The organism is Pontibacter ramchanderi (genome assembly GCF_002846395.1).
Taxonomy (GTDB): Bacteria; Bacteroidota; Bacteroidia; order Cytophagales; family Hymenobacteraceae; genus Pontibacter; species Pontibacter ramchanderi.
On the sequence record NZ_PJMU01000003.1, the window covers coordinates 756208 to 777213 of the forward strand.

At 52.4% G+C, this 21006-nt stretch carries 21 protein-coding genes and 1 tRNA gene; 12 read left to right on the top strand and 10 right to left on the bottom strand.

The window, feature by feature from the left end:
• Positions 1-81: 81 nt before the first annotated feature.
• Positions 82-155 (top strand) — tRNA-Ala (locus BD749_RS15880).
• Positions 156-553: 398 nt separating this feature from the next.
• Here BD749_RS15880 and BD749_RS15885 read toward each other — a convergent pair.
• Positions 554-2281, bottom strand: a complete 1728-nt coding sequence (locus tag BD749_RS15885) for an SIR2 family protein (protein WP_101446152.1) — start codon at positions 2279-2281, stop codon at positions 554-556.
• 269 nt (positions 2282-2550) lie between these two features.
• On the opposite strand from BD749_RS15885, the gene BD749_RS15890 reads away from it, so the two are divergent.
• Positions 2551-2985: a DUF2267 domain-containing protein gene (locus tag BD749_RS15890; protein WP_101446154.1), complete on the top strand. Its 435-nt coding sequence runs from the start codon at positions 2551-2553 to the stop codon at positions 2983-2985.
• A gap of 68 nt (positions 2986-3053) precedes the next feature.
• Here the strand turns inward: BD749_RS15890 and cysK are convergent, their stop codons facing one another.
• From cysK to BD749_RS15925, 7 genes are all read right to left on the bottom strand, one after another.
• A complete protein-coding gene (cysK, locus tag BD749_RS15895) occupies positions 3054-3971 on the bottom strand; it encodes a cysteine synthase A (protein ID WP_101446156.1) in 918 nt (305 codons plus the stop codon).
• An 11-nt stretch (positions 3972-3982) separates the two neighbouring features.
• Positions 3983-4825: a serine O-acetyltransferase gene (locus BD749_RS15900; RefSeq protein WP_101446158.1), complete on the bottom strand. Its 843-nt coding sequence runs from the start codon at positions 4823-4825 to the stop codon at positions 3983-3985.
• A gap of 210 nt (positions 4826-5035) precedes the next feature.
• The gene (locus tag BD749_RS15905) at positions 5036-6202 is read right to left on the bottom strand and encodes an MFS transporter (RefSeq protein ID WP_101446160.1); all 1167 of its coding nucleotides are present in this window, start codon (positions 6200-6202) and stop codon (positions 5036-5038) included.
• Positions 6203-6380: 178 nt separating this feature from the next.
• Positions 6381-6617 (bottom strand): hypothetical protein, encoded by a 237-nt coding sequence (locus BD749_RS15910; RefSeq protein ID WP_101446162.1) that lies wholly within the window; start codon positions 6615-6617, stop codon positions 6381-6383.
• 233 nt (positions 6618-6850) lie between these two features.
• The gene (locus BD749_RS15915; RefSeq protein ID WP_101446164.1) at positions 6851-7348 is read right to left on the bottom strand and encodes a hypothetical protein; all 498 of its coding nucleotides are present in this window, start codon (positions 7346-7348) and stop codon (positions 6851-6853) included.
• Positions 7349-7694: 346 nt separating this feature from the next.
• Complete coding sequence (locus BD749_RS15920; RefSeq protein ID WP_101446166.1) at positions 7695-8189, bottom strand: hypothetical protein; 495 nt, start codon at positions 8187-8189, stop codon at positions 7695-7697.
• A 4-nt stretch (positions 8190-8193) separates the two neighbouring features.
• Positions 8194-8688, bottom strand: a complete 495-nt coding sequence (locus BD749_RS15925; protein ID WP_101446168.1) for a hypothetical protein — start codon at positions 8686-8688, stop codon at positions 8194-8196.
• A 127-nt stretch (positions 8689-8815) separates the two neighbouring features.
• Here BD749_RS15925 and BD749_RS15930 point away from each other — a divergent pair, with 127 nt between their 5' ends.
• Positions 8816-10789: a peptidylprolyl isomerase gene (locus BD749_RS15930; RefSeq protein WP_101446170.1), complete on the top strand. Its 1974-nt coding sequence runs from the start codon at positions 8816-8818 to the stop codon at positions 10787-10789.
• 71 nt (positions 10790-10860) lie between these two features.
• On the opposite strand, the gene BD749_RS15935 is transcribed toward BD749_RS15930, so the two are convergent.
• The gene (locus BD749_RS15935) at positions 10861-11520 is read right to left on the bottom strand and encodes a thioredoxin family protein (RefSeq protein WP_245869322.1); all 660 of its coding nucleotides are present in this window, start codon (positions 11518-11520) and stop codon (positions 10861-10863) included.
• Positions 11521-11880: 360 nt separating this feature from the next.
• Positions 11881-12690, bottom strand: a complete 810-nt coding sequence (locus BD749_RS15940) for a DUF1684 domain-containing protein (protein WP_245869324.1) — start codon at positions 12688-12690, stop codon at positions 11881-11883.
• Positions 12691-13087: 397 nt separating this feature from the next.
• Between BD749_RS15940 and BD749_RS15945 the strand changes: the two genes are divergently transcribed.
• The 9 genes from BD749_RS15945 (at position 13088) to BD749_RS15985 (ending at position 20810) form a co-directional block, all read left to right on the top strand.
• The gene (locus tag BD749_RS15945) at positions 13088-13342 is read left to right on the top strand and encodes an autorepressor SdpR family transcription factor (protein WP_101446176.1); all 255 of its coding nucleotides are present in this window, start codon (positions 13088-13090) and stop codon (positions 13340-13342) included.
• A 4-nt stretch (positions 13343-13346) separates the two neighbouring features.
• The gene (locus tag BD749_RS15950) at positions 13347-14006 is read left to right on the top strand and encodes an SdpI family protein (RefSeq protein WP_101446178.1); all 660 of its coding nucleotides are present in this window, start codon (positions 13347-13349) and stop codon (positions 14004-14006) included.
• 55 nt (positions 14007-14061) lie between these two features.
• Positions 14062-15477, top strand: coding sequence for an alpha/beta hydrolase (locus BD749_RS15955; protein WP_101446180.1), 1416 nt, complete (start codon positions 14062-14064; stop codon positions 15475-15477).
• A gap of 113 nt (positions 15478-15590) precedes the next feature.
• Positions 15591-16022 carry a GNAT family N-acetyltransferase gene (locus BD749_RS15960; protein ID WP_101446182.1) on the top strand — a complete coding sequence of 144 codons (432 nt, stop codon included), beginning with the start codon at positions 15591-15593 and terminating at the stop codon, positions 16020-16022.
• Between the two features lie 193 nt (positions 16023-16215).
• Positions 16216-16797: a flavodoxin family protein gene (locus tag BD749_RS15965; protein WP_101446184.1), complete on the top strand. Its 582-nt coding sequence runs from the start codon at positions 16216-16218 to the stop codon at positions 16795-16797.
• A gap of 54 nt (positions 16798-16851) precedes the next feature.
• The gene (locus tag BD749_RS15970; protein WP_101446186.1) at positions 16852-17211 is read left to right on the top strand and encodes a nuclear transport factor 2 family protein; all 360 of its coding nucleotides are present in this window, start codon (positions 16852-16854) and stop codon (positions 17209-17211) included.
• A gap of 120 nt (positions 17212-17331) precedes the next feature.
• A complete protein-coding gene (locus BD749_RS15975; RefSeq protein WP_101446188.1) occupies positions 17332-17703 on the top strand; it encodes a hypothetical protein in 372 nt (123 codons plus the stop codon).
• Positions 17704-17907: 204 nt separating this feature from the next.
• Positions 17908-18717 (top strand): FixH family protein, encoded by an 810-nt coding sequence (locus BD749_RS15980; RefSeq protein WP_101446190.1) that lies wholly within the window; start codon positions 17908-17910, stop codon positions 18715-18717.
• Between the two features lie 74 nt (positions 18718-18791).
• Positions 18792-20810: a TonB-dependent receptor gene (locus BD749_RS15985; protein WP_180336428.1), complete on the top strand. Its 2019-nt coding sequence runs from the start codon at positions 18792-18794 to the stop codon at positions 20808-20810.
• The last annotated feature ends 196 nt before the right edge of the window (positions 20811-21006 follow it).

Genomic DNA, 21006 nt, shown 5'->3' on the forward strand with positions numbered 1-21006 from the left:
GTCCCGCCTTTTTTATTTTCAAAATCTAGCGCTTCGGCTTTTGCATATTCAAAATTTGTTCTAATTTTGTGACACTCAAACGGGGGATTAGCTCAGCTGGCTAGAGCGCTTGCATGGCATGCAAGAGGTCATCGGTTCGACTCCGATATTCTCCACAAAAGGCAACTCAATCGGGTTGCCTTTTTCTGTTTTACGGCTATACCTACTTGATACAGTGTGCTGGTAAACAGCCATACTATAATAGAAATACCAAGCCATGGTGTATGCGCGGCACAGCGCTAAATCACTCCAAACATGCAAACCTAGTCAGGTATACCTGGAATGTTCAGAATTGCAATTTACAACCCGGCAAGCCTACCGACGGCCCTAAACAGAGAGAACCAACCCCAGATAGAAGAAGGTACATACACTTGACTCAGCTGGCTTAAGTTTTTATGAGATGGAAGGCTAAGCTATACCTAAGAAGCCGGGAGCACTGAGGTATAGCGAGGAATAAGCCCTCAGGTATACCTGCCGCCTTTTCTGCCTTGAAATGAAAGTTGAAGGTATTAGCCTAAAAGTAGTAGCCTGAAAGCTTGTCGAAGTATTCCTTGAATTTCTTCTCGGTATGCCTGAGATCCGAAATATCAGTGAACAAGGTAGGCGAGAACAGGCCGTTGCCTTGCGTTTGATTTCCGAGCTCTGAGGCAATCTGATCGAAAGGATGTTTGATGCCGTTCTGTTTTACCCTATACCCAAACCGGCCAACAGGTATTCTGCCTCTTCCCATGATCTTGGTATGAGACAGTGCCAGCAGGTATTCGAACATGTCGAACAGGTCTTCATATGCCTTGTCGTGCGGCAGCAGGGGACTAAAGAAAGGTTTCAACTTTGAGAAAAGCAGCTCCGACATGGGCACGAGTTGCCTGTTACCCAAAGCCTCCCGCAGTGTATTGTAATCAAGCACCTTCGCAACATGCACATGGTCGAGGATAGGCGCCTCTCCATCCTTTACGTAAGAAGTCATGGAGAACATTTTAGATAGTAAGCGGTAGTCCTTTTTAAGGACGCTGGCAAGCCCAATGCTGTAAAGGAAAATGAGCCCGGGCAACGTTTCCAGGTCATGCCATACGCCTACGTCTCCCTGACGGTCTTTTTCAGACGTAAAGCAGGCCAAATTATTGAGCCAGGTGCTATGGTGCTGGTCTTTCCCCCAATAAACGCCATTTACGAACAGTTCGCACAGAGTGCCGCACTGCTTGAAATAATGGTCTACCCTGGCCTTTATTTCTTCTTTGGTAGGTATAGTGCTAAGCGGCAAAGCATTGAAGTTCGCACTCAGCTGGTCCACTTCATCCCTGATCAGGTCGTGCAGCGCGATGAACTGATCGTCCTGCACAATGTATTTCTTCAGCCTGGCAACGGCCACCTGCGAGGCCGACAGATGCATCGGCCTGGCTTTTTCAAGCACTTCTATTTTTTCGCTCAGCTCTTTAAAGAATGAGTCGGCACTGTCAATGCTCACAGACTTGCCTCTTCTGATATAGGCTAGCTCCTCCAGCTCCACTCCCGGCTTGTCTGAGTAAGTAAAATAGTTGGAGAACCGAAACTTGTTGGAAGTCTCCAGCGCTTCTTTCAGCACCCTGTCGCGCTCAGCTGACCAGCCGCAGGTAATCAGGCCAAAGTTATCTGACACGTAGCGCAGTAACTCCGACAGTCTTTCCTCATACTTGTCTGCCTCGCTTTTTATGTTCAGGAAGCTCGAGTCGATGTAGTCGCCGTTGATCTTGATAACCGTGACCTTGGCATGGACAATGGGTAGGGAGTTCACGATGTGATTCGGGCAGCTGATCACGACCGGCTCAATTCCGATGCAACGTAGGGCATTCTCCATCAGCCTGTCAAGCGTGGTGGTGAGGATGACCCGCACGTATCCTTTACTCACCAGGCGGGCAATGATCTGGTGAGCAAGCGTTGGCTTCTTTAGTCCTTCCTCGAGCTCTGCCTCGCTCGGCTCAAAGTATCTTCGCAGCAGGTTATGCCGTTCGGTTTCTGTGTTGGCAAGCGGCTCTAGCATGTTCGCATAGCCCGGCTTTTCGCCGAACCGCTCCAAAAACCACTCTTCAGGATTGGGCATGCCCCCTGCATTCTCAAATACAGCGATCTGCCTGATCAGGTCCGAGGCGATCTCCTTATCCGTAGGTATACCGGCGCTCCTGGCAACGCCAGAGCCAAGCAGCAAAGCAAATGCGCTTTTGTTGTTGAAAACCGAATGTGCTACAGAAGATACCTGCGTATTCATGCTAATGGGTGCATCTATGCCGGTACAATATATAGATTATTTTATACTAAAACCACCAAATATCAACTAAAAAAAATTGCACCTAAATTTAGTGCAAAGCTACACAGAAAATCAATTGTGCTTCTAATCACGGCAACTGCTAAACTGCTTCCAAAAATGCCCAATTCCATTGCCTCCTGACACTGTTCGCCCCAAAGCAAGGTATAGTGGAACATGCCCCCCTCCTGTTCGTACCTTATAGGACGTAACGCTTAAAGAAGGGAGGATCTATGCCATTTATTTTTGAAGACTGCAAAAGAGAAGCAGCCGCGCTGCTGCAGAACGTAGCAACAGAGCTAGAGACGAAAGACCTCAACAAAGCCGGCCGTATTTTCAGGGCTGTGCTGCAATCCATTCGGGATAGATTGCCTGTGCATGATGCCATCCATTTTGCGGCACAACTTCCGGTCTTTTGGAAAGGCATTTACTTCGACCAGTATGATCCGGACAAGGTACCGGTTAAAATTGAGGACGCCGGCGACTGGATCAATTACATCCGCAGCAAGAACGCCTTTGCCGCCAATAACGATTTTCAGCAGGACGAGGAAATCATGGCAGCTTTCCGGGCAGTGTTTCAGGCTCTGCAACGCACCATGACCAACGAGCAGCTGCAACTGGTAAGGGAATCACTTAATGAGGACATTCAGGAATTGCTGGCTGCCTAAAAAGGAAAATGGGACGCCCGTTGCCAAAAGCAACAGGCGGCCCATTTTTTAGACGCATACCTCCCGTTCTACATAAACAGCCCCTCTACTGACAGATAACGCTCACCTGTATCGTAACAGAAGGTCAGCACCCTGGCACCCTCGGGGATCTCCTCGTCCAATTTCTGCTGCACAGCGGCCAAAGATGCGCCAGACGATACGCCCACAAATATACCTTCTTCCATGGCGGCTCGCCTTGCAAAGTCATAGGCGTCGTCGGCGGCCACCGGCACGACGCCATCCAACAGACTAGTGTCCATTATATCAGGTATAAAACCGGCCCCTATACCCTGGATCGGGTGCGGCCCTGGCTGTCCGCCGCTCAGCACCGGCGAAGCGGCCGGCTCCACTGCGTATACTTTCAGGTTAGGGAAATGCCGCTTCAGCACTTTGGCCACCCCCGTAATGTGCCCTCCGGTGCCCACTCCGGTTATAAGGTAGTCAAAGCCTTCCGGAAAATCAGTCAGAATTTCCTGCGCCGTGGTCTCGATGTGGACCTGTGTGTTGGCCTCGTTGTCGAACTGCATGGGCATCCAGGATGCGTCATACTCCCCGAGCATCTCGCGGGCACGCTCGATGGCTCCTTTCATACCCTTTTCGCGTGGCGTTAGCTCCAGTTTGGCGCCATAAGCCGTCATCAGCCTGCGCCGCTCAATCGACATCGACTCCGGCATCACCAGAATCAGGTGGTAGCCTTTCACGGCGGCAACCATAGCCAGCCCAACGCCGGTGTTGCCGGAGGTGGGCTCAATGATCACACTGTCCTTTTTGAGGATGCCTTTCGTTTCGGCGTCTTCGATCATGGCCAGGGCGATGCGGTCTTTTATACTGCCACCGGGGTTGGCGCGCTCCAGCTTCATCCATACCTCTGCTTTGTCCTTAAACATGCAGTTGATCTTTACATGGGGCGTTCTGCCTATGGTCTCCAATATGCTATTCGCTTTCATACGGTCTCTTTTTAGATTGAAAAATTCAGAACATTGGCTCTATCTTCGTAATAACTCACTCTTATCTGCGGGTGGTGGTATACTCTGGCGAATGGCGGAACGCTTTCAGTAAGCCACACATTCCCCCCTATTATGCTGCTGTGCCCCACCACGGTCTTGCCGCCCAGAATGGTCGCGCCGGCATAAATGATCACATTGTCCTCGATGGTGGGGTGCCGCTTTACATTGGCCATGGATTTCTCAACACTAAGCGCCCCAAGCGTTACACCCTGGTATACCTTCACGTTATCGCCGATCTCGGCCGTCTCTCCTATCACGACACCCGTGCCGTGGTCTATGCAGAAACGGGCTCCTATGTTAGCCCGCGGATGAATGTCTATACCTGTTTTGGTATGTGCATAGGTGGCCAGCACGCGCGGCAGCAGAGGGACACCCATGCGGCAGAACTGATGCGCTAGCCTGTAAACCGCCACCGCGAAAAAGCCAGGGTAGGTACGGATTACCTCGTCCACGTTTACGGCGGCCGGGTCGCCCGCCTCTATGGCGGCGGCATCGTCGTTAAGCTGCTGCTGCAGGTCAGGCACGGCCTCAAAATAGGCATCGGCAATTTCGTAGGGCTTGCCAGGCAGTCTTTCCTCTATCCTGTACAAAATCTTCTCCAGGTCAGCGCGCAGCAACATGGCATAGGCCTCCACCTCGGAGCGGGAGCTGAACGAGCGCTCAGACAAAGACGGAAAAAGCAATTGCAGCACGCCATCCAGAAAAGCACAGCTCATGGAGTGGGGCACCACATGGCGCGACTGCTGGTGCACGGCGGTTAGGTGGTCAATAAAAGATGGGCTGATCGCTGTCATGGTGATGGTGAAACAACTAGTCCTGGCGAAAGTTTGCAGCAGTGCCTGCAATAGAATCCTATACGGCCAACCAATATGCTCCGTCTAGGCCTAACGCAAAATATTGCCCAGGATGGGATGGCGCAACGGTAAATAAGCAATGTCTGGTCGTAAGGCCGCTGTATACAGCCTACTTACCTGGGCTATACCTGTTACAGACTGCCTTAACCTTTATTTCCGGTCTTTCACGACCAGGTTCAGGTATAGGAAGCCGAGCAAGGCAAACGCGCCACCTATCCAGAACACAAGGCTGAAGCGGGAGGGGTCGTTGGCGTAGATCCAACCCGAAGCCAGGGCGCCAAATCCTATACCTGCCTCCAGGGCGATGTACATGGTGGCCATGGCGCGACCGCGGTGGTCAGGGTGACTCAGGTCGATGGTCCAGGCGAAAACGGTAGGGGAGTTCATGCCCACGGCCACTCCGAATACAGCCGCTGCCAGCAGCAACTCCGTTGCCGTGTCGGCCCAGCCGATGAGGCCCATGGCTACCACCAGCAAGCCGGAGCTGATCTTGAGCACCCGGATGCGGCCGTACTTATCAGAGGCTCTGCCAGCCAGAAAACGAATAGCGAGCGAGGATAGCGTAAAGCTGGTAAAGAAAAGACCTTTGTTTTCGATGCCCAGGTGCTCGCTGAAGTCAGGTATAATGGTGAGGATGATGCCAAATGAAACCACTGTGAGCATCATCACAATAGAGGGATTCAACACCCGGGGCTCGAAGATTTCTTTGCGGGAGATCTTGAGCAGCCCCATCCGGAAGCGGTTCGGGTTATCGAGCGTTTCGTGCATGCGGGCCACCACCGCCACCGACAGAAAGGCCGCTGCCGATGAGGAGTAGAACATGGCATTGAGCGAAAAGCTGTTGGCAATAGCCGCTCCCATGGCGGGACCCGCCGCCATACCCAGGCTGCCCGCCAGGCCCAACAGACCGGTAGCCTCCCCTCTGCGCTCCGTCGGGATGATGTCGGCCACGTAAGCAGCCGTGCCGGTTGGTGTAAACCCGGTTGAAAAGCCATGCACCAGGCGCAATAGCAAGAAGGCCGCCACAGTGCCGGTGATCGGGTAGAGGAAGCCGCATAAAATGCAGACCGCCCCACCAATCAGCATGACAGGTATACGCCCCATTTTGTCGGCCAGCTGCCCGCTGAAGGGCCGTGACAAACCGGCTGTAAGTGTGAAAAGGGAAATAATCAGTCCTTTGTACTCAGCGCCACCCAGCTGCGTGATGTAGTTGGGCAGCTCCGGGATGATCATGTTGAAGCTTGCGAAGAAAAGAAAAGAGCTCAGGCACAGCAATCCAAATTGAAGTCCATACACACGTGTTTTCAGCTCGGCCATAGTCAGTTTAAAGCCGCAAGTTCCGAAAACAATTGCTCCAAAGCTACAGCCCGGGCAATTAGTGTCTCCCTGGTCAGTAGTAATCCACCAGCCCGATTGGGTCTTGTTTGGCAATGCTGTAAAAAAAATAAGCAGCCGTGGGCTGCTTCGCGTGATGTATTGCAATGCTAACCAGCAACTAATCAAAGCCCGGGCAGCTGCCTTTTTTGAAACGCTTCCTTTTCACGAGGCCATCTTTTTTGTAGGCGGATGACTTAAATGAAAAATACGAAGCTGCTTTCTTGCCTGACACTGCCTGCTCCTTTGTCTTTGTTGTTTTCTCGTAGGTGGCAGGCTTCGAGTTAGCTTCAGCTTGGCTGGCAAACGAAAAAAGCATCATAGCACTTATCAGCGCTGCGTAAAACCTTAATTTCATTGGCTGTTTGTTTAGGTGAGAGAAGATTATCCATAGCAATATTAAAACAATAATATATATTATAAAAACAATTAATTATATTTTTTATTTCAATATTGATAAACAACTTAAACTTGAGGCTATTAAACAGCGACAGGAGATAAGGGAAATGTCTTATGGGCAGAAGAAATAAGGACAGCGCACAATGCCACTGCAGAGGGTATAATATTTTAAAATGGGAAAGGCGGTAAGAATTAATTGCTATTCTGCTTTGGCACATGGAAGCGGGCGCCATTTACCGCGATGTTGTGTTCCAGCGCAGCCACTTGCAAACTCACCGCTACCCGGCTGGCGGTGTTGTGGCTTTCGATGCTGGACAGCCGCAATGTTCTTTGGTGGCCGTTGCATAAGTTGAACAATACACAATGGTCACTCAGATGTACACCCGAAATTCCGTTCCAGTCCAGGTTGTATTTTTTACTGTAGAAGGCCAGCCGGTAGGAGATCTTGTCAGGTAGTATGGCCACAAATGCTTCCTTGAGCCTTATTTTATCTGCCCCCAACGCCACCAGGTATAGCCCGACCAAAACAACCAAAGCAGCAGCGGCGCCCCATGCCCAACGAGTCTTCTCAGCCAGTATAAGATTATAGATAAGCGCCGATCCGCCCCCGCTTGCCATAAACAGCCCCAACCATAGCAACCGATCCTTGATCCTGCGAAGCTGCCGGGCTGTGTAAAGATTGATGTACATGGAGACGATGTTGAAGATGTGACAGACGGCAGGGTAAGCGCTAGCAGGATAGGCACAAGGTAAAGGGCAACTTAATAGAACTAAACAATCTTACGATTGACCTATACTTAGGTTTAAAATACATTAAAAATAAATTAAACACAATTATTTACTAATATTTAAATAGTTAGGCCTATGGTGACTGACACCTTTAAGCTACCCACAAGCAGGTAGGAAGGGAATAAACAAAGCCGTGTAGGATGGCGGGAGCATGCTGCGGATTTTATGTATCGCAATACATAATTTATACATCGCAAGACATAAGAAGAAGACCTAAGTTAAGTTAAAGATACTTGTAATAGCGAATCTACTGGCTGACTTGCTGGGCACCTACCGGCACTTTATTCACTTCCACCTGCTGCTGTATGGCGGCCAGTTGTATACTCACACTCACATGGTTTGCTATCTCAGGGCTTTGGATATTCCCCAGGCGCATCACAAACTGTTTGCTGTCTTTCAACTCAAACACAAGCTTGTTCTCGTAGGCCTGTATGCTGTCGATGGTGTCCCACTGGATGACGCGCTCCGTTCCGTAAATTGTCAGGCGGTAGGCAATGCGCTCGGGCGTCATTGAGAAGTAGGCGTCTTTCAGTTGAAGATGACCCGCACCCACTGCAAAACCCAAGCCGCCAAGCGCACTAACCAGCAGTGCGGCCCCAGCCCAGCCCCAACGTAACTCTTCGCGGGCAATAAACTCTCCAAATAGGGCAGAGAGACCACCACAGAGCAACAGTATACCCGACCAAAGCAGGATTTGCTTCGTTTTCTTCAGTTCCTTGTTAGGGTAAAGGTTTACATACATAGGCTCAGTTTTGTGTGATGTCGATCGCTATACCTTTCGCGTTTGCAATCTGAGCCAACTCCTCCTGAATTCGCTGCAGCGTATGGGCGTGGTGTACCGTGTCCAGTGCCACACTGTGGTACTCCCCGTTTTTCAGTTCAAACTCCAGCAATTTGCTGCTTGCAACCATACGCTCTACCTCCTCCCACTCAAATTCGTGCTCCCGCTGCATAAATCCGAGGCGGTAACGCATGCCCAATGCCGATAGGGTGAGGTGCCGCTGGTAACCCGGGTTATGATCGAGCCAGACAGAGGCCATGAAAAGGGAGAAAGGCAAGAGACTGAACAGGTATAGGAAGGTCATGGCTGAGTGGAAATCGCGCACCGTGATAAGCTGGTACAGCAGCCACCCGTGCAGCGCCACAGAGAGCAGGGCAAGCACAAACAGCAGGCGCTCCATCTGCGACCTGATGCCATAGGGTTTGGAAAACAAACGTATGCTAATGCCGGTGTGCTGCATCCTTCATGAGAGCTTCAAGATTTCAATATACTAAAAATCATTTTACTACCAAATATGTACGCGGCAAAACATTTTAACAGGACTATATTACAGGCATTTAGTATATTGAAGCGCTTAAGCCTAAACAATGAAAAAAAGCTATACCTTTCTTCTTGCCCTCGCTGCCTTTGCTGCCTGCCGTCCGCAGCCCCAGCAAAGCACGTCGGCAACACCTGATACCCCAACACAGCAAATCAACAAGTTTTCGGACGCTACCCTGCGCGAAATCTATACCTTGCAGGACGAGCGCAAAACCACCGAACTGCTCAACTTGCTGAACCACCCGAAACCGCAGTACCGCCGGGAGGCTGCGCTTGCCTTTGCCTCGGTGCAGGACACGCTGGCCATCCCGCAACTGCTCACGTCACTATCCGACACCAGCACCTCGATTAGGGTGGCGGCAGCCTACGCCCTGGGCCAGATCGGGCATAAAAAAGCACAGCAGGCCCTGATTCGCCACTTGCAGCAGGAGCCCCGGCCGGCGGTGCAGGCAGAAGTGCTGGAAGCGCTCGGCAAACTGGCGGATAGCGGTGGCCTTCACTTTCTGGTAAATTACCAGGCGACCAACGAAACGACGCAGGCAGGCCAGGCTTGGGGATTATACCGGGCAGGCTTGCGCCAGATCAGCAGCGAGCAGGCCGTGAAACAAGCCGTGCAGTGGCTGACCGACAGCAAATCGTATGAAGTGCGTCTGGCAGCCGCTCACCAGCTGGCCCGCACTCCCAAAATCGACCTTTCGCCTTACCGCCAGCAACTCACAACAGTGGTAACGTCGGATGAATCGGCGGATGTGCGCATGGCCGTGGCCCAGGCTTTTTCAAAAGTGAACGCCCGCGACAAGGCAGCGCTGCTTTCCGGTGTGGTGCAAAGCGATCCGGACTACCGCGTGCGCCTGAGCGCGATTCGCTCCATGGCGGGGCTCGAGTTTGAGGACATTGACCAAGCCATCCTGGCAGGCCTCACCGATCAGAACATCAACACGGCAGTGGCAACGGCGGAGTTTCTGCAGGCTAATTACGCAGGTGTTGAGGGCAACACACTGCGCAAAGCGCTCACGCAGGTGCAGGACGGGCGCGTGCGAGCCGGTTTGATTTGGGTGATTTTGCGCAACAGCCCCGGCAAAGCCAAACTGAGCCAGGAGTACCAGCAGCTATACCTGCGCACGGAGAACGCCTACGACAAAGCCCACCTGCTTAAGGCCCTCTCCGCAGACTACTCCAATTACCAGTTCATCGCCAAAGAGACCTTTGCAGCCCCACAACCCGTGATTGGTACCTACGGCATGGAGGCACTAGCCGCCATGCGCCAGCAAGGAGACTTCCCGAAGGCACTGGAGCAGGACTTTGCAGCCATCTTTAAACAAGGTATAGCCTCCGGTGATGTGTCATTGGCAGGTCTGGCGGCGGGTGTGATCCGCAACCCGAAGCTCAACTACCGGGAAGTGTACCGTGACTATACCTTCCTGACAGAGGCGCAGCAGAAACTGGTGCTGCCCCGCGACATGGAAACCAATATTGAATTGCAGAAGACTATCGACTACCTGAGCGGAAAAGAGCAGTCCGACACTCCGCAGAACCCTTTCACGCACCCTATTGACTGGAAACTGGTGCAGACCCTTCACCCTGACCAGCAGGTGGTGATCGAAACTGAGAAAGGCGTGATCACACTGGAGCTGTTTGTGGAGGATGCGCCGGGCTCGGTGGCTAATTTTGTAGAATTGGTGAACAAGCAGTTTTTCGACGGGCTGTACTTCCACCGGGTGGTGCCAAACTTTGTGGCCCAGGGCGGTGACAAGCGGGGCGATGGCTGGGGCAGTTCTGACTACTCCATCCGCTCCGAGTTCGCCCCGCTGCACTACCGCGAAGGCTACGTAGGTATGGCCTCGGCCGGAAAAGACACCGAGAGCAACCAATGGTTTATCACGCACTCTCCTACTCCGCACCTCGACGGTCGCTATACCATCTTTGCCAAAGTAGTAGCAGGTATGGAAGTGGTGCACCAACTGGAAGTAGGCGATAAGATCAGGCAGGTTAACCTGATCTTGCGGGCCAGAACCAATTAAACCTATATCAGACAGGTATAAAAAAAAGCGGCGACCTTGGTTCAGGGTCGCCGCTTTTCATAGAACGAACTTTAGAATCGTTCCATTGGCTGCTCTTCAATATGCTGCAGGTGGCCCCACTGCGGGATCAGTTCTTTGAACTCCTGCAGCAATGCTTTGCTGCGGTCTTTTCCATACCAGCCGTGCAGCTTCTCCACAAATTCACTGTAAGGAACATCCTTTGCCTTCATCTCCATAAAAAGCGCTTGCGCCGGTGCCGGTCTTGGCCCCCACGTACCAACTTCTTCCATGGTTTCGGCATCGAGCACGATCAGCTTAGGTATAGAGCGCCCCCCGTTGGTCAGGTAAGCGTCGATCACCTCCGGGTACTCATCGCGTAGCAAAAGCTTCACTTCGATGAGTGGGGAGGCCTCTGCAATTTTAACCAAGGCCGGCACAGTTTGGGCAGCGTCGCCACACCAGGCTTCCGTCACGATCACCCAGATCATCCTGTTCTGAACAGATAGCATCAGGTCCACCAGTTCGTTGTCCAGTTCGGTTGTTTTCTCGACACGGCGCATGCGCTGGGCGTTCATGCGGGTGTATTCTACCATGGCCTCAGAATGGTTGGTGCCAGTGGTTTTATTTTCGGCCAGCAACGTGTCCATTAATTCACGGTACTGGGTATAGGTCATGGCTTTCGCCAGATGTTCACTCGTAATCACTGTTTTAGACATAGTCTCTTTACTCATAATTCTCATTTAAATTTTCGCGGAACTATATATTAACACTGATATGTTCCGATAAGTTCCTTTCGCGGCGGAGCTGCCGTATAACCCTACCATAGTTTACCCAAATTGCACCAAATTGTTTACACTTTATATGAGGTGCAATGCAAAAACCAGCAAGGCATAGCTTAAGACCGATACCCATATGGCGCACCCACGCAAGTTAACAAATCAATATAGAGCAATCAGTTACACAGAAAACAGGTATAGATGCCAGTGGCTGGAGCACTGCCAAAGTCCATTTAGCCGGATTGCGCCCAAGACCCCCTATACCTGATTTGCTTCAAAATTGGACAAGATTCGGCCCGAAATCCGGGTCCGGGTTTAGTACTCGCCATAAGATTTCTCTCCGGCCTCGATCATGATGGGCAGGAAGTTCTGGCGGGGCGGAAGCGGACACGTAGCGTACGACACAAAGTCGCAGGGCGGGTTAGAGGCCTTGTTAAAGTCGAGCACTGTGCTGCCGTCCGGTCCGGGCTTGTCGGCGTAGAGGTAGCGGCCTGCTCCATAGGTTTCGAGGCCGTTGGTTTTGTCTGCGAAGATAATGAAAAGCTCCTCCCCCTCCAGCAGGGCGTCTAACTGGTATTGTTGCCCGTTCAGGGTGAAGATAAGTGTACCGGGCGAGTCCTGCATAGAGGTCTGCCCGACAATGTTGGTAATGGCGATTTGCTTGGGGGTGGGATGCGCCACAAAATGGGCCTTAATGCGCCACTCGGCCCGCACCGGGAACCGCTTTATACCTTTGAAATGAACGAGAGCATCGTTTTGCAGATCGCGGAGCCTGATGCCATACCTGTTCCCGCGTTTGATCACGTACCAGGTAAGCGTACCGTGCGACAACCTTGGCACTGTATCCATGTCGGGTGTGTAGAGCAAGGCCTCATGCACGGGTTTCCCCTGCAGCAGCACCTCCACGCCGGCGTTGATGCTGGTAGTCACCGTGTCGCCCTTCAGCTGGATCACCCCGGCCCGGCCCGGAATTCTACCTTCCGGAAACGTCAAATTGTCGTTGGGCGCGCTGCCAAAGCTGTTCTCACCCTCCTGCAGCCAAAACAAACCCGCCAAAGTAAGCCAACCGTCCGGGGATTTCAGTTTTGCCTCGCGCTCCTGGTGCCATTTGTCTACACTTGCCACATAGTCTTGGGAAGTTTGTACTGTGTTGTTAGCGGGCGCGTTGAACTCAGAACATCCACTAGCCAACACCAAAAAAATAAATAGCGAAAGAAAGCGAGCTAAATAGTTAGGTAAGAGCACGGAATAAAAAAATAAAATATTCGATTTTGCTAATGTAAGAAAAAAACCAAAAGAAGGCCATATTTTGCCCATTTTAGTTCTGTCAACCCTGATGCAGCATCCTTTTGTTACAGGTAGAAGAGACGAAAGCATTTAACAAGACTCTGCTGCTATCATCGATCGCTGTATTGACCAGGTGTATTTCATTTGTATAAATAGCGCTTTAAAAACATAAATATTCAAAAAATATTTTTAATTCTAAGGTAATATTTAGATATTTGTCTAAATACCTAACTGAATGAACAAAGTATTTAAAGCCTTGAACGATCAAACCCGAAGAGAGATCCTGAACCTATTGAAGGAGAAGGACCTGACTGCCGGTGATATTGCGGAGGCTTTTCAGATTACCAAACCCAGCATCTCGCATCACCTCGACATTCTGAGTCAGGCGGAACTGGTTACCTCCCACAAGCAGGGGCAGTTTGTGATTTACTCGCTTAACACCACTGTGCTCGACGACTTAATGAAATGGATCATCACGCTAAAAGACTAGACACATGAAAACTAAGAACCTGACCCGAGAGATCATCCTGTGGGCGATCGTTTTCATCCCGCTCGCATACCTTGCCTGGGCATGGCCTGACATGCCTGAGCGCATACCGATTCACTTCAACTGGAAAGGCGAGGCCGACGGATGGGCCGGTAAAACGTCCATGGTCTTTATTGTGCTGGGTACAACCGCTCTTTTGAACCTTGTGCTGCTGGCTGTGCCACACATCGACCCCAAAAGAAAACTCGACTACATGGGCAGCAAATACCACCAGTTGCGCTTCATTGTGGTTTCGTTCATGTCAGCGCTCTGCCTCTTCTCCATCCATGCGGCTCTAAACCCGGGCAGTTTCTCACCTAAAGCCCTGTTCTTTCTGATCGGGGGATTGCTGGTGGCGCTCGGCAATTATTTTCAGGCGGTCAAGCCCAATTACTTTATCGGCATCCGGACGCCCTGGACACTGGAGAGTGAGCAGGTATGGCGCAAAACTCACCGACTGGGCGGCATCCTCTGGATTGTAGGCGGGCTCCTGCTGATGGTGCTGGCGCTGCTCCCCAATTCAGGTATACAGCAAGTTTTTTTCGTGGTGCTGATAACCCTGACGGTGCTTATACCTGTTGGGTATTCTTTTGTAGCCTACCGCCAGGAGCAACGACAGCATTCTTAAGTATCGTCGATCGAAACAAATTTCATCTTCACTCAAAAACAAAAGCCCACATTATATGAAGCACTTACTCCTTTTAATTGGCTTCTTCCTGTTCAGCACGATGACCCCGATGGCGCAGCAAAGCACAGGAGCACAACTGGCTGGTGCCTGGCATGGCGTACTGGAGGCTCCGGGCTCGAAAGTCACCATCATCTTCCGCTTGGGCAGCAGTGAAAGCGGCCAACTGACTGCCACCATGGACGTCCCGATGCAGGGTGTAAAGGGGATGCCTATACCTGTGGTGGCGCTAAAACAAGACAGTCTATACCTGAGCATACCGGCGGGCGGTATCGCCTACGTGGGCAAAATTGCTGGGCCTGAAAATATCGTAGGCCACTGGAAACAGGCAGGCATGGCCTTCCCGCTGGATCTGGGCAAAGGCGAACCTACTGAGGCGCGACGACCGCAGACACCCACCAAGCCATACCCGTACGAAGAGCAGGAAGTAACTGTGGAGAACAAAGGCGCTGGCATCACGCTGGCGGGCACACTCTCCCTACCGAATGGACAGGGCAAGCACCCCGCCGTTATCCTGTTCACAGGCTCGGGCACGCAAGACCGCGACATGGGGCTGATGGGGCACAAACCCTTTCTGGTTTTAGCAGACCACCTCACGCGCCAGGGATTTGCCGTGCTGCGCCTCGACGACCGCGGGGCAGGCAAGTCGGGAGGGAATTCCACACTGGCCACTACCCAGGATTTTGTAACCGACGCGCAGGCCGCCTACACCTTCCTGAAGCAGCATCAGCGCATCAACCCGAAAAAGGTTGGCCTGCTAGGCATAAGCGAGGGTGCCCTGATTGCCAGCAGTGTGGCCGCTGCCAACAAAGATGTGGCTTTCGTGGTACTGATGGCGGGCAATGCTGTACCGGGTGTGGACTTGCTGGTGTCGCAGAATGAGGCCATTCTCAAGCCACAGCTACCTGAAAGAGAACTGCAAAAATACCTGAACCTGCGCCGAGCCCAGTTCGAAGTAGCCGCTTCGGATGCGGATGTGTATGAGGCCGCACAGAGAATTCGGACGCTGGAACAAGAGGCCAAGGCGAGCCTAACCGACCAGGACAAACAGTTGCAGCTGATGTTGTCTCCTCAGGCTGAGAACGCGGTGGTCGCACAAATTACAACACCCTGGATGCGTTACTTCCTGGCCTACGACCCTGCCCCCGCCCTGCGCCAGCTGCGCATGCCTGTGCTTGCCCTCAACGGAAGCAAAGACCTGCAAGTGCCTGCCGCCCCCAACCTGGCTGCCACCGAAAAAGCATTAAAAGCGGCTGGCAACAAGCGCTATACCATCAAAGTGCTGCCTGGGCTCAACCACATCTTCCAGACGGCCGACACGGGGCAAGTGCACGAGTACGCGACCATAGAAGAAACCATAGCGCCTGTGGCTTTAGAGACGATCAGTGAATGGATGAAGGGGGTGGTGAAGTAGACAAGATCGAGTCTTCTTTGCCCGTGCAACCTCGCTGTCTATTTCTGGGTCACCCAGGTATAGCCAGCATGCTAAACCGTTATCGCTCTCAACTTATCCCCCTCGCCATACCGATGACACTTACCTTTAGGTCCATTACCCTTGCCGATGCGGAAGCCCTAGCGCTTCTTTCGCTACAGTTTGGCTATAAGGTGCGCAAGACCGAAATGGCAGAGCGTATCGCCCAACTGCTGGCCCACCAAGAGCATTGCGGTTTTGTAGCCTGCGTTGATGCGCAGGTGGTCGGATGGGTGCATGGCTTCTATACCTTGCGGTTGGAGTCGGCACCTTTTGTGGAGATAGGGGGCCTGGTAGTGGAGGAAAATCTGCGTGGCCAGGGTATAGGTCGTCAGTTGATCATGCAGGTGAAAGCCTGGGCGATGGAAAAATCTGTTTCAAAACTCAGGGTGCGTTGCCATACCAGTCGGGTTGAGACCCATACCTTTTACAGAAAACTCGGATTTGCAGAAAGCAAGGAGCAAAAGGTGTTTGACCTGCTTCTCTAAGCTGAATCTTCATATATATGTCCTTGATAAGTGCTCAGGCACTTTTCCACTTCAGTACATTAACTCAAATTTGAGAAATCATGCTGTCTAGGACAATGTGGTTTGAATAAACAGCCACGTATTTGAAGCAGAGGTTATCCAACCTCCCACCCTTTGGATACAACTCCTCTCCCCCAAACCGAGTAGGTATAGCATGAAAGCACTCATCTTACTCGGCACACTCAAAAAAGAAGGCCTGTCCAACACAGAGGTTCTCTCGGATTTTCTGATGGGCCATTTCAAAAAGCACGACATCGACTGCAGCATTGTCAAGCTGGTTGACCACAACATCCCGGCGGGCACCTACAGCGACATGGGTCCGGGCGACGACTGGCCGAAAATCCTGAAACAACTGCTCGCCGCTGACATCATCGTGTTTGCTACGCCCATTTGGTGGAATAACCAGTCGTCTGAAATCCAGCGGGTGATCGAGCGGCTCGACGAGCTCCATGACAAGATTCTGGAAGGAAAGAAATCGAAACTGGAAGGCAAGGTGGGTGGCATTGTGATTACGGGTGACTCGGATGGGGCGCAGCACGTGATCGCTAACATCAGCAATTTCTACAACGCCATAGGCATGGTGCTGCCACCATTCGCTTCGTTGTCGGTGTTGTGGGAGAAGCAGGCCAAAGACCAGAAACCCACCCGCCAGGAGCTGCTCGAAAAATATGAAGAAGACTACTCCAGCACCGCCGAAACCATGGTAAAACAGATGCTGAAGTTTGTAAAGAAATAAGCAGCTATAGCTTGCAGGCTTGTTTACCTTAGTCACTCCACCAACTGACTTACGATGCGACCAAAAGAACTGATCCAGGAATGGGTATCGCTCTTTAACCAGCGCAATGCCGACGCCCTAGCCGAGCTATACCACGACGATGCCATCAATCACCAGGTAGCCAACGAGGCTGTGATGGGCAAGGCGGCCATAAAAGAAATGTTTACCGAAGAATTCGCCACTGCTGAAATGACCTGCATCGTAGTGCACCTGTTTGAGGACGGAGACTGGGCGATACTGGAGTGGAAAGACCCGCTGGGCTTGCGTGGTTGCGGTTTCTTCCAGGTAATAGACGGCAAAATCAAGTTTCAGCGCGGTTACTGGGACAAACTGTCTTTCCTGCGTATGCAAGGCCTGCCCATACCTACCGAATGAATAAGGCACTGAGGTGCAGCCAGTATGCTGCTAAATAGGCTGCATACTGACAATTGCTTGTTCAACTTGTGACATAAGTCATTTTCCCGAAGGCAGGCCTGCTATACCTTTGCCTTTGAGATGAGACGGTATATAGCCACCATATTGTTCGCCCTGATGATGCTCCAGGTACTGTACCAGGGGATCGTCTTCTCGTCTTATTTTGCCAACAAGGCCTACATTGCTGCCGTGCTGTGCGTGAACAAAGACAAGCCCCAACTCCAGTGCGAGGGCAAGTGCTACCTCAAGAAGCAACTCAGCAAAACCGATACGCCCGAGAGCAACTCCGCTGGTCTGACACTCAAACTCGAAACCAGTCCGTTTACGGCTCCGCTATTTGCGGTTCAGAAAGTGATGGCTTTCTTTTCTACCACAACGGGGTATGGCACCTTTCAGGAAAGCTCCTACCGCTACTCCTACCATCCCGCCTGTTTTCACCCGCCACAGGTATAAGCCCGTTTTCTGAAGGATTCACTGGATCGGGCCAATACGTAGGTATGGCACTGCTATACCTTTCCCCACATTTCCGACGAGTCCAAAGCCGATCGAAGCATGCCTCTGTATGCCGACGATACCGCTGCGTGCTATTAGTGCCACGCATCTCCAAAACTTATACCTCAAATTTTAGCCTGACACAGGTCTTCAAACACCATTCCCATGAAAAAGTATACCTGGCTCACACTATGGGCCCTTTTCCTGACTACCCTATTGTTTACTACCAGCTGCGACTCCGACGATGTTGCCCCAATGCCAACCGTGGAGTACAAGAAACTGGCTGAGGGCAATGCCGCCGGCTCCGATATAAAAGTAGAGCTCTACAGCACCGAAGACCTGGCCACAGGGTACAACCAGCTCTATGTGGCGCTTTTCGATGCCGCAGGCAAGCGCATCGAGCAAGGCAGTGTTAGCTTGAAGCCACAAATGGACATGGGCATGATGAAGCATGCCGCCCCAGTGGAGAACCCTGTTTCGGAGCAGACTAAAAACGGTTATTTTCCTGGTGCTGTGGTGTTTACCATGCCGTCTGGCGAGATGGGCTCGTGGACCCTGGGCATACAGGTGCAGGCCAACGGCCAAACAGGTACGTTCACTACCCCTGTTACGATCAAAGAACCCGCTACCAGCCGCCTGAAGTCCTTCGTTTCCAAAACCGACGGGGCCAAATACTTTGTAGTCTACCTGCAGCCGCAAAAGCCAAAAGTAGGCGTGAACGACATAGAGATCGCGGTATACAAAGCCAACAGCATGATGGACTACCCAGCCGTGACCAATCTCAGCCTGGTGCTGGAACCTGAGATGCCAACCATGGGCCATGGCTCGCCTAACAACGTGAACCCGACGCACGCAGGCGGGGGACATTATAAAGGCAAAGCGAACTTCACCATGACAGGCCTCTGGTACCTGCACCTGACCATCAACGACGCGACTGGCGAAGCGGGCAAACTGCATTTTGAAGTCAACTTTTAGCAAAAGCGCCTGGGGCTCAGGTATAGCATTTGAGTCCCAAGGTCCATTTCTCAACATTATATAAGGTGATGGATATGAAAACGCCTCTCCTACTCGGTGCCCTTGCGTTGGCCGCTGTGCCTGTTTTGGCCCAACAGAAAGCTATACCCGCCGATTCGGTGCGCACCATCGTGTTGCAGGAAGTAGCCGTGGTCACCAAGCGCCACGACCACCAGCAACATCTGCAGAACTTCTATAACGCCAATCAGGCCGCTACAACCGAGGAGCTGATGTCGCGCATGCCCGAGCTGTCGTTCATACGCCGTGGCAGCTACGGTATGGAGCCCACCATACGGGCCTACAGCGGCGGGCAGGTGAGCGTGACTCTCGACGGCATGCGCATACAGGGCGCCTGCACCGACAAAATGGACCCCGCCACCATCTACATCGAGCCGCTCAACCTGCAGCGCATCGAGGTGCAGACGGCTGGCGCCAGCTCCATGCAAGGAGCGGCCATTGGCGGTAGTCTCGATATGAAACTGGCCGAAGCCGAACTATCGGACGAACGTAAACTGTCGGGCTCGGTGAGCAGCGGCTACCAATCGGCGGCCCATGCCATGCTAGGTGGTTTGCGGTTAAGTTATGCCACGCCCACATGGGGGCTGCGTGCCTCCAGCACCTACCGCAAGGCGCAGAACTACCGCAACGGCCATGGCGAGAAAGTGCTGTACTCGCAGTACGAAAAAGCCAACTACGCCCTCAACGGAAAGTTTTTGCTACAGGAAGACCTCGTGCTCAAAGCCGACCTGATCATAGACGACGGCTGGAACATCGGTTTCCCAGCGCTGCCAATGGATGTAGGCCAGGCTAACGCCCGCATCGGTTCGGTGAGTCTGGTGCGTGAGAATAGCGACCGCCGCTGGAGCCGCGTGGAAGCCCGCCTCTATGCCAACCGCATCGCCCACTCTATGGACGACAGCGCCCGTCCCGACCTGCCTGTGCGCATGGATATGCCCGGCCTGAGCCGTACTTCAGGGATGTACCTCGAAGGCACCACTTCGCCTGGCCATCATCAGCAATTGACGGTCCGCGCCGATGCCTCGGCCTCCTACCTGAGCGCCTCCATGACCATGTACCAAGAGGGCCAGACGCCGATGTACATGCTCACCTGGCCCGACAACCGACAGCTGCAATCAGGTATAGCGGCGCAGTATAGCTTCCAGGTGGGCGACAAAACCCAGTTGCAGCTCAACAGCCGAGTCAATCTATCGGATTTTGCCATAACCACGGGCGAGGGCCGCAGCCAGCTTTCGGTGTTTGGGTATGAAAATACAGCCCGCCAGTTTGTGATTCCTTCGCTTTCGTTGCAAGCCAGCCGCATGGTATACAAAAAACTGAAGGCCAGCTTATCGGGCGGTTTTAATGGCCGCACGCCCACGGCCAGCGAGTTGTATGGCTTCTATCTGTTCACACAGTTTGACGGCTTTGACTACGTAGGCAACCCGAACATGAAATCCGAGAAGAGTTTGCAGAGCGAGTTCACGCTCTCCTGGCAGGAACCGCGAGTAAGGTTGCAGGCGACAGGGTACGTATCGCGTGTGCAGGATTACATTGTGGGCACCTACGACCCTAACCTGAGTGCCATGACCATCGGGGCTCGCGGCGTGAAGGTATACGATAACACCCCTTACGCCTTACTGGCGGGAGCCGAGGCCAGCGCGGTGTACAACATCACGGGCTATACCCAGTTGGTGAGCACGCTCAGGTATAACTACGGCCGCAACGCCGACGGCGAGCCGCTGCCCATGATACCGCCCCTGCGCAGCATCACTTCACTCAGAAAATACTTTGGGGATAACCTATGGGTGCAGGGCGAAACCGAACTGGCTGCCGCTCAAAACCGAAACAGCGAGAGCTTCCGCGAACGCCCAACCAAGGCCTTTATGCTCTGGCACCTGCGGGCTGGCTACCAGAGAGAAACCGAGAACAAGGTATGGCAGCTCAACACAGGTATAGAAAACATTTTTGATGTGCACTACCGCGAGCACCTGGATTGGGGTCGGATTGCCCGTCCTGGCCGAAATGTGTTTGTGCAGGTAAGTATGGGGTTTTAAGAGCCCTGATGCAGGTTACGGCCCCTGGTAACGTTCACGCGTCGGCAGTGGCCGTTCGTTTTTAAATACGCCTTGAAGTGCCAAAATCTGGCCTATACCCTTCTTTAATAGTATTTTGAAGAAAGGATTTTCTTTCCCCAATGGGCCACTCAAAAGCTTATTTAAAATTATTCTAAATAATTCTTGCCCGATAGTG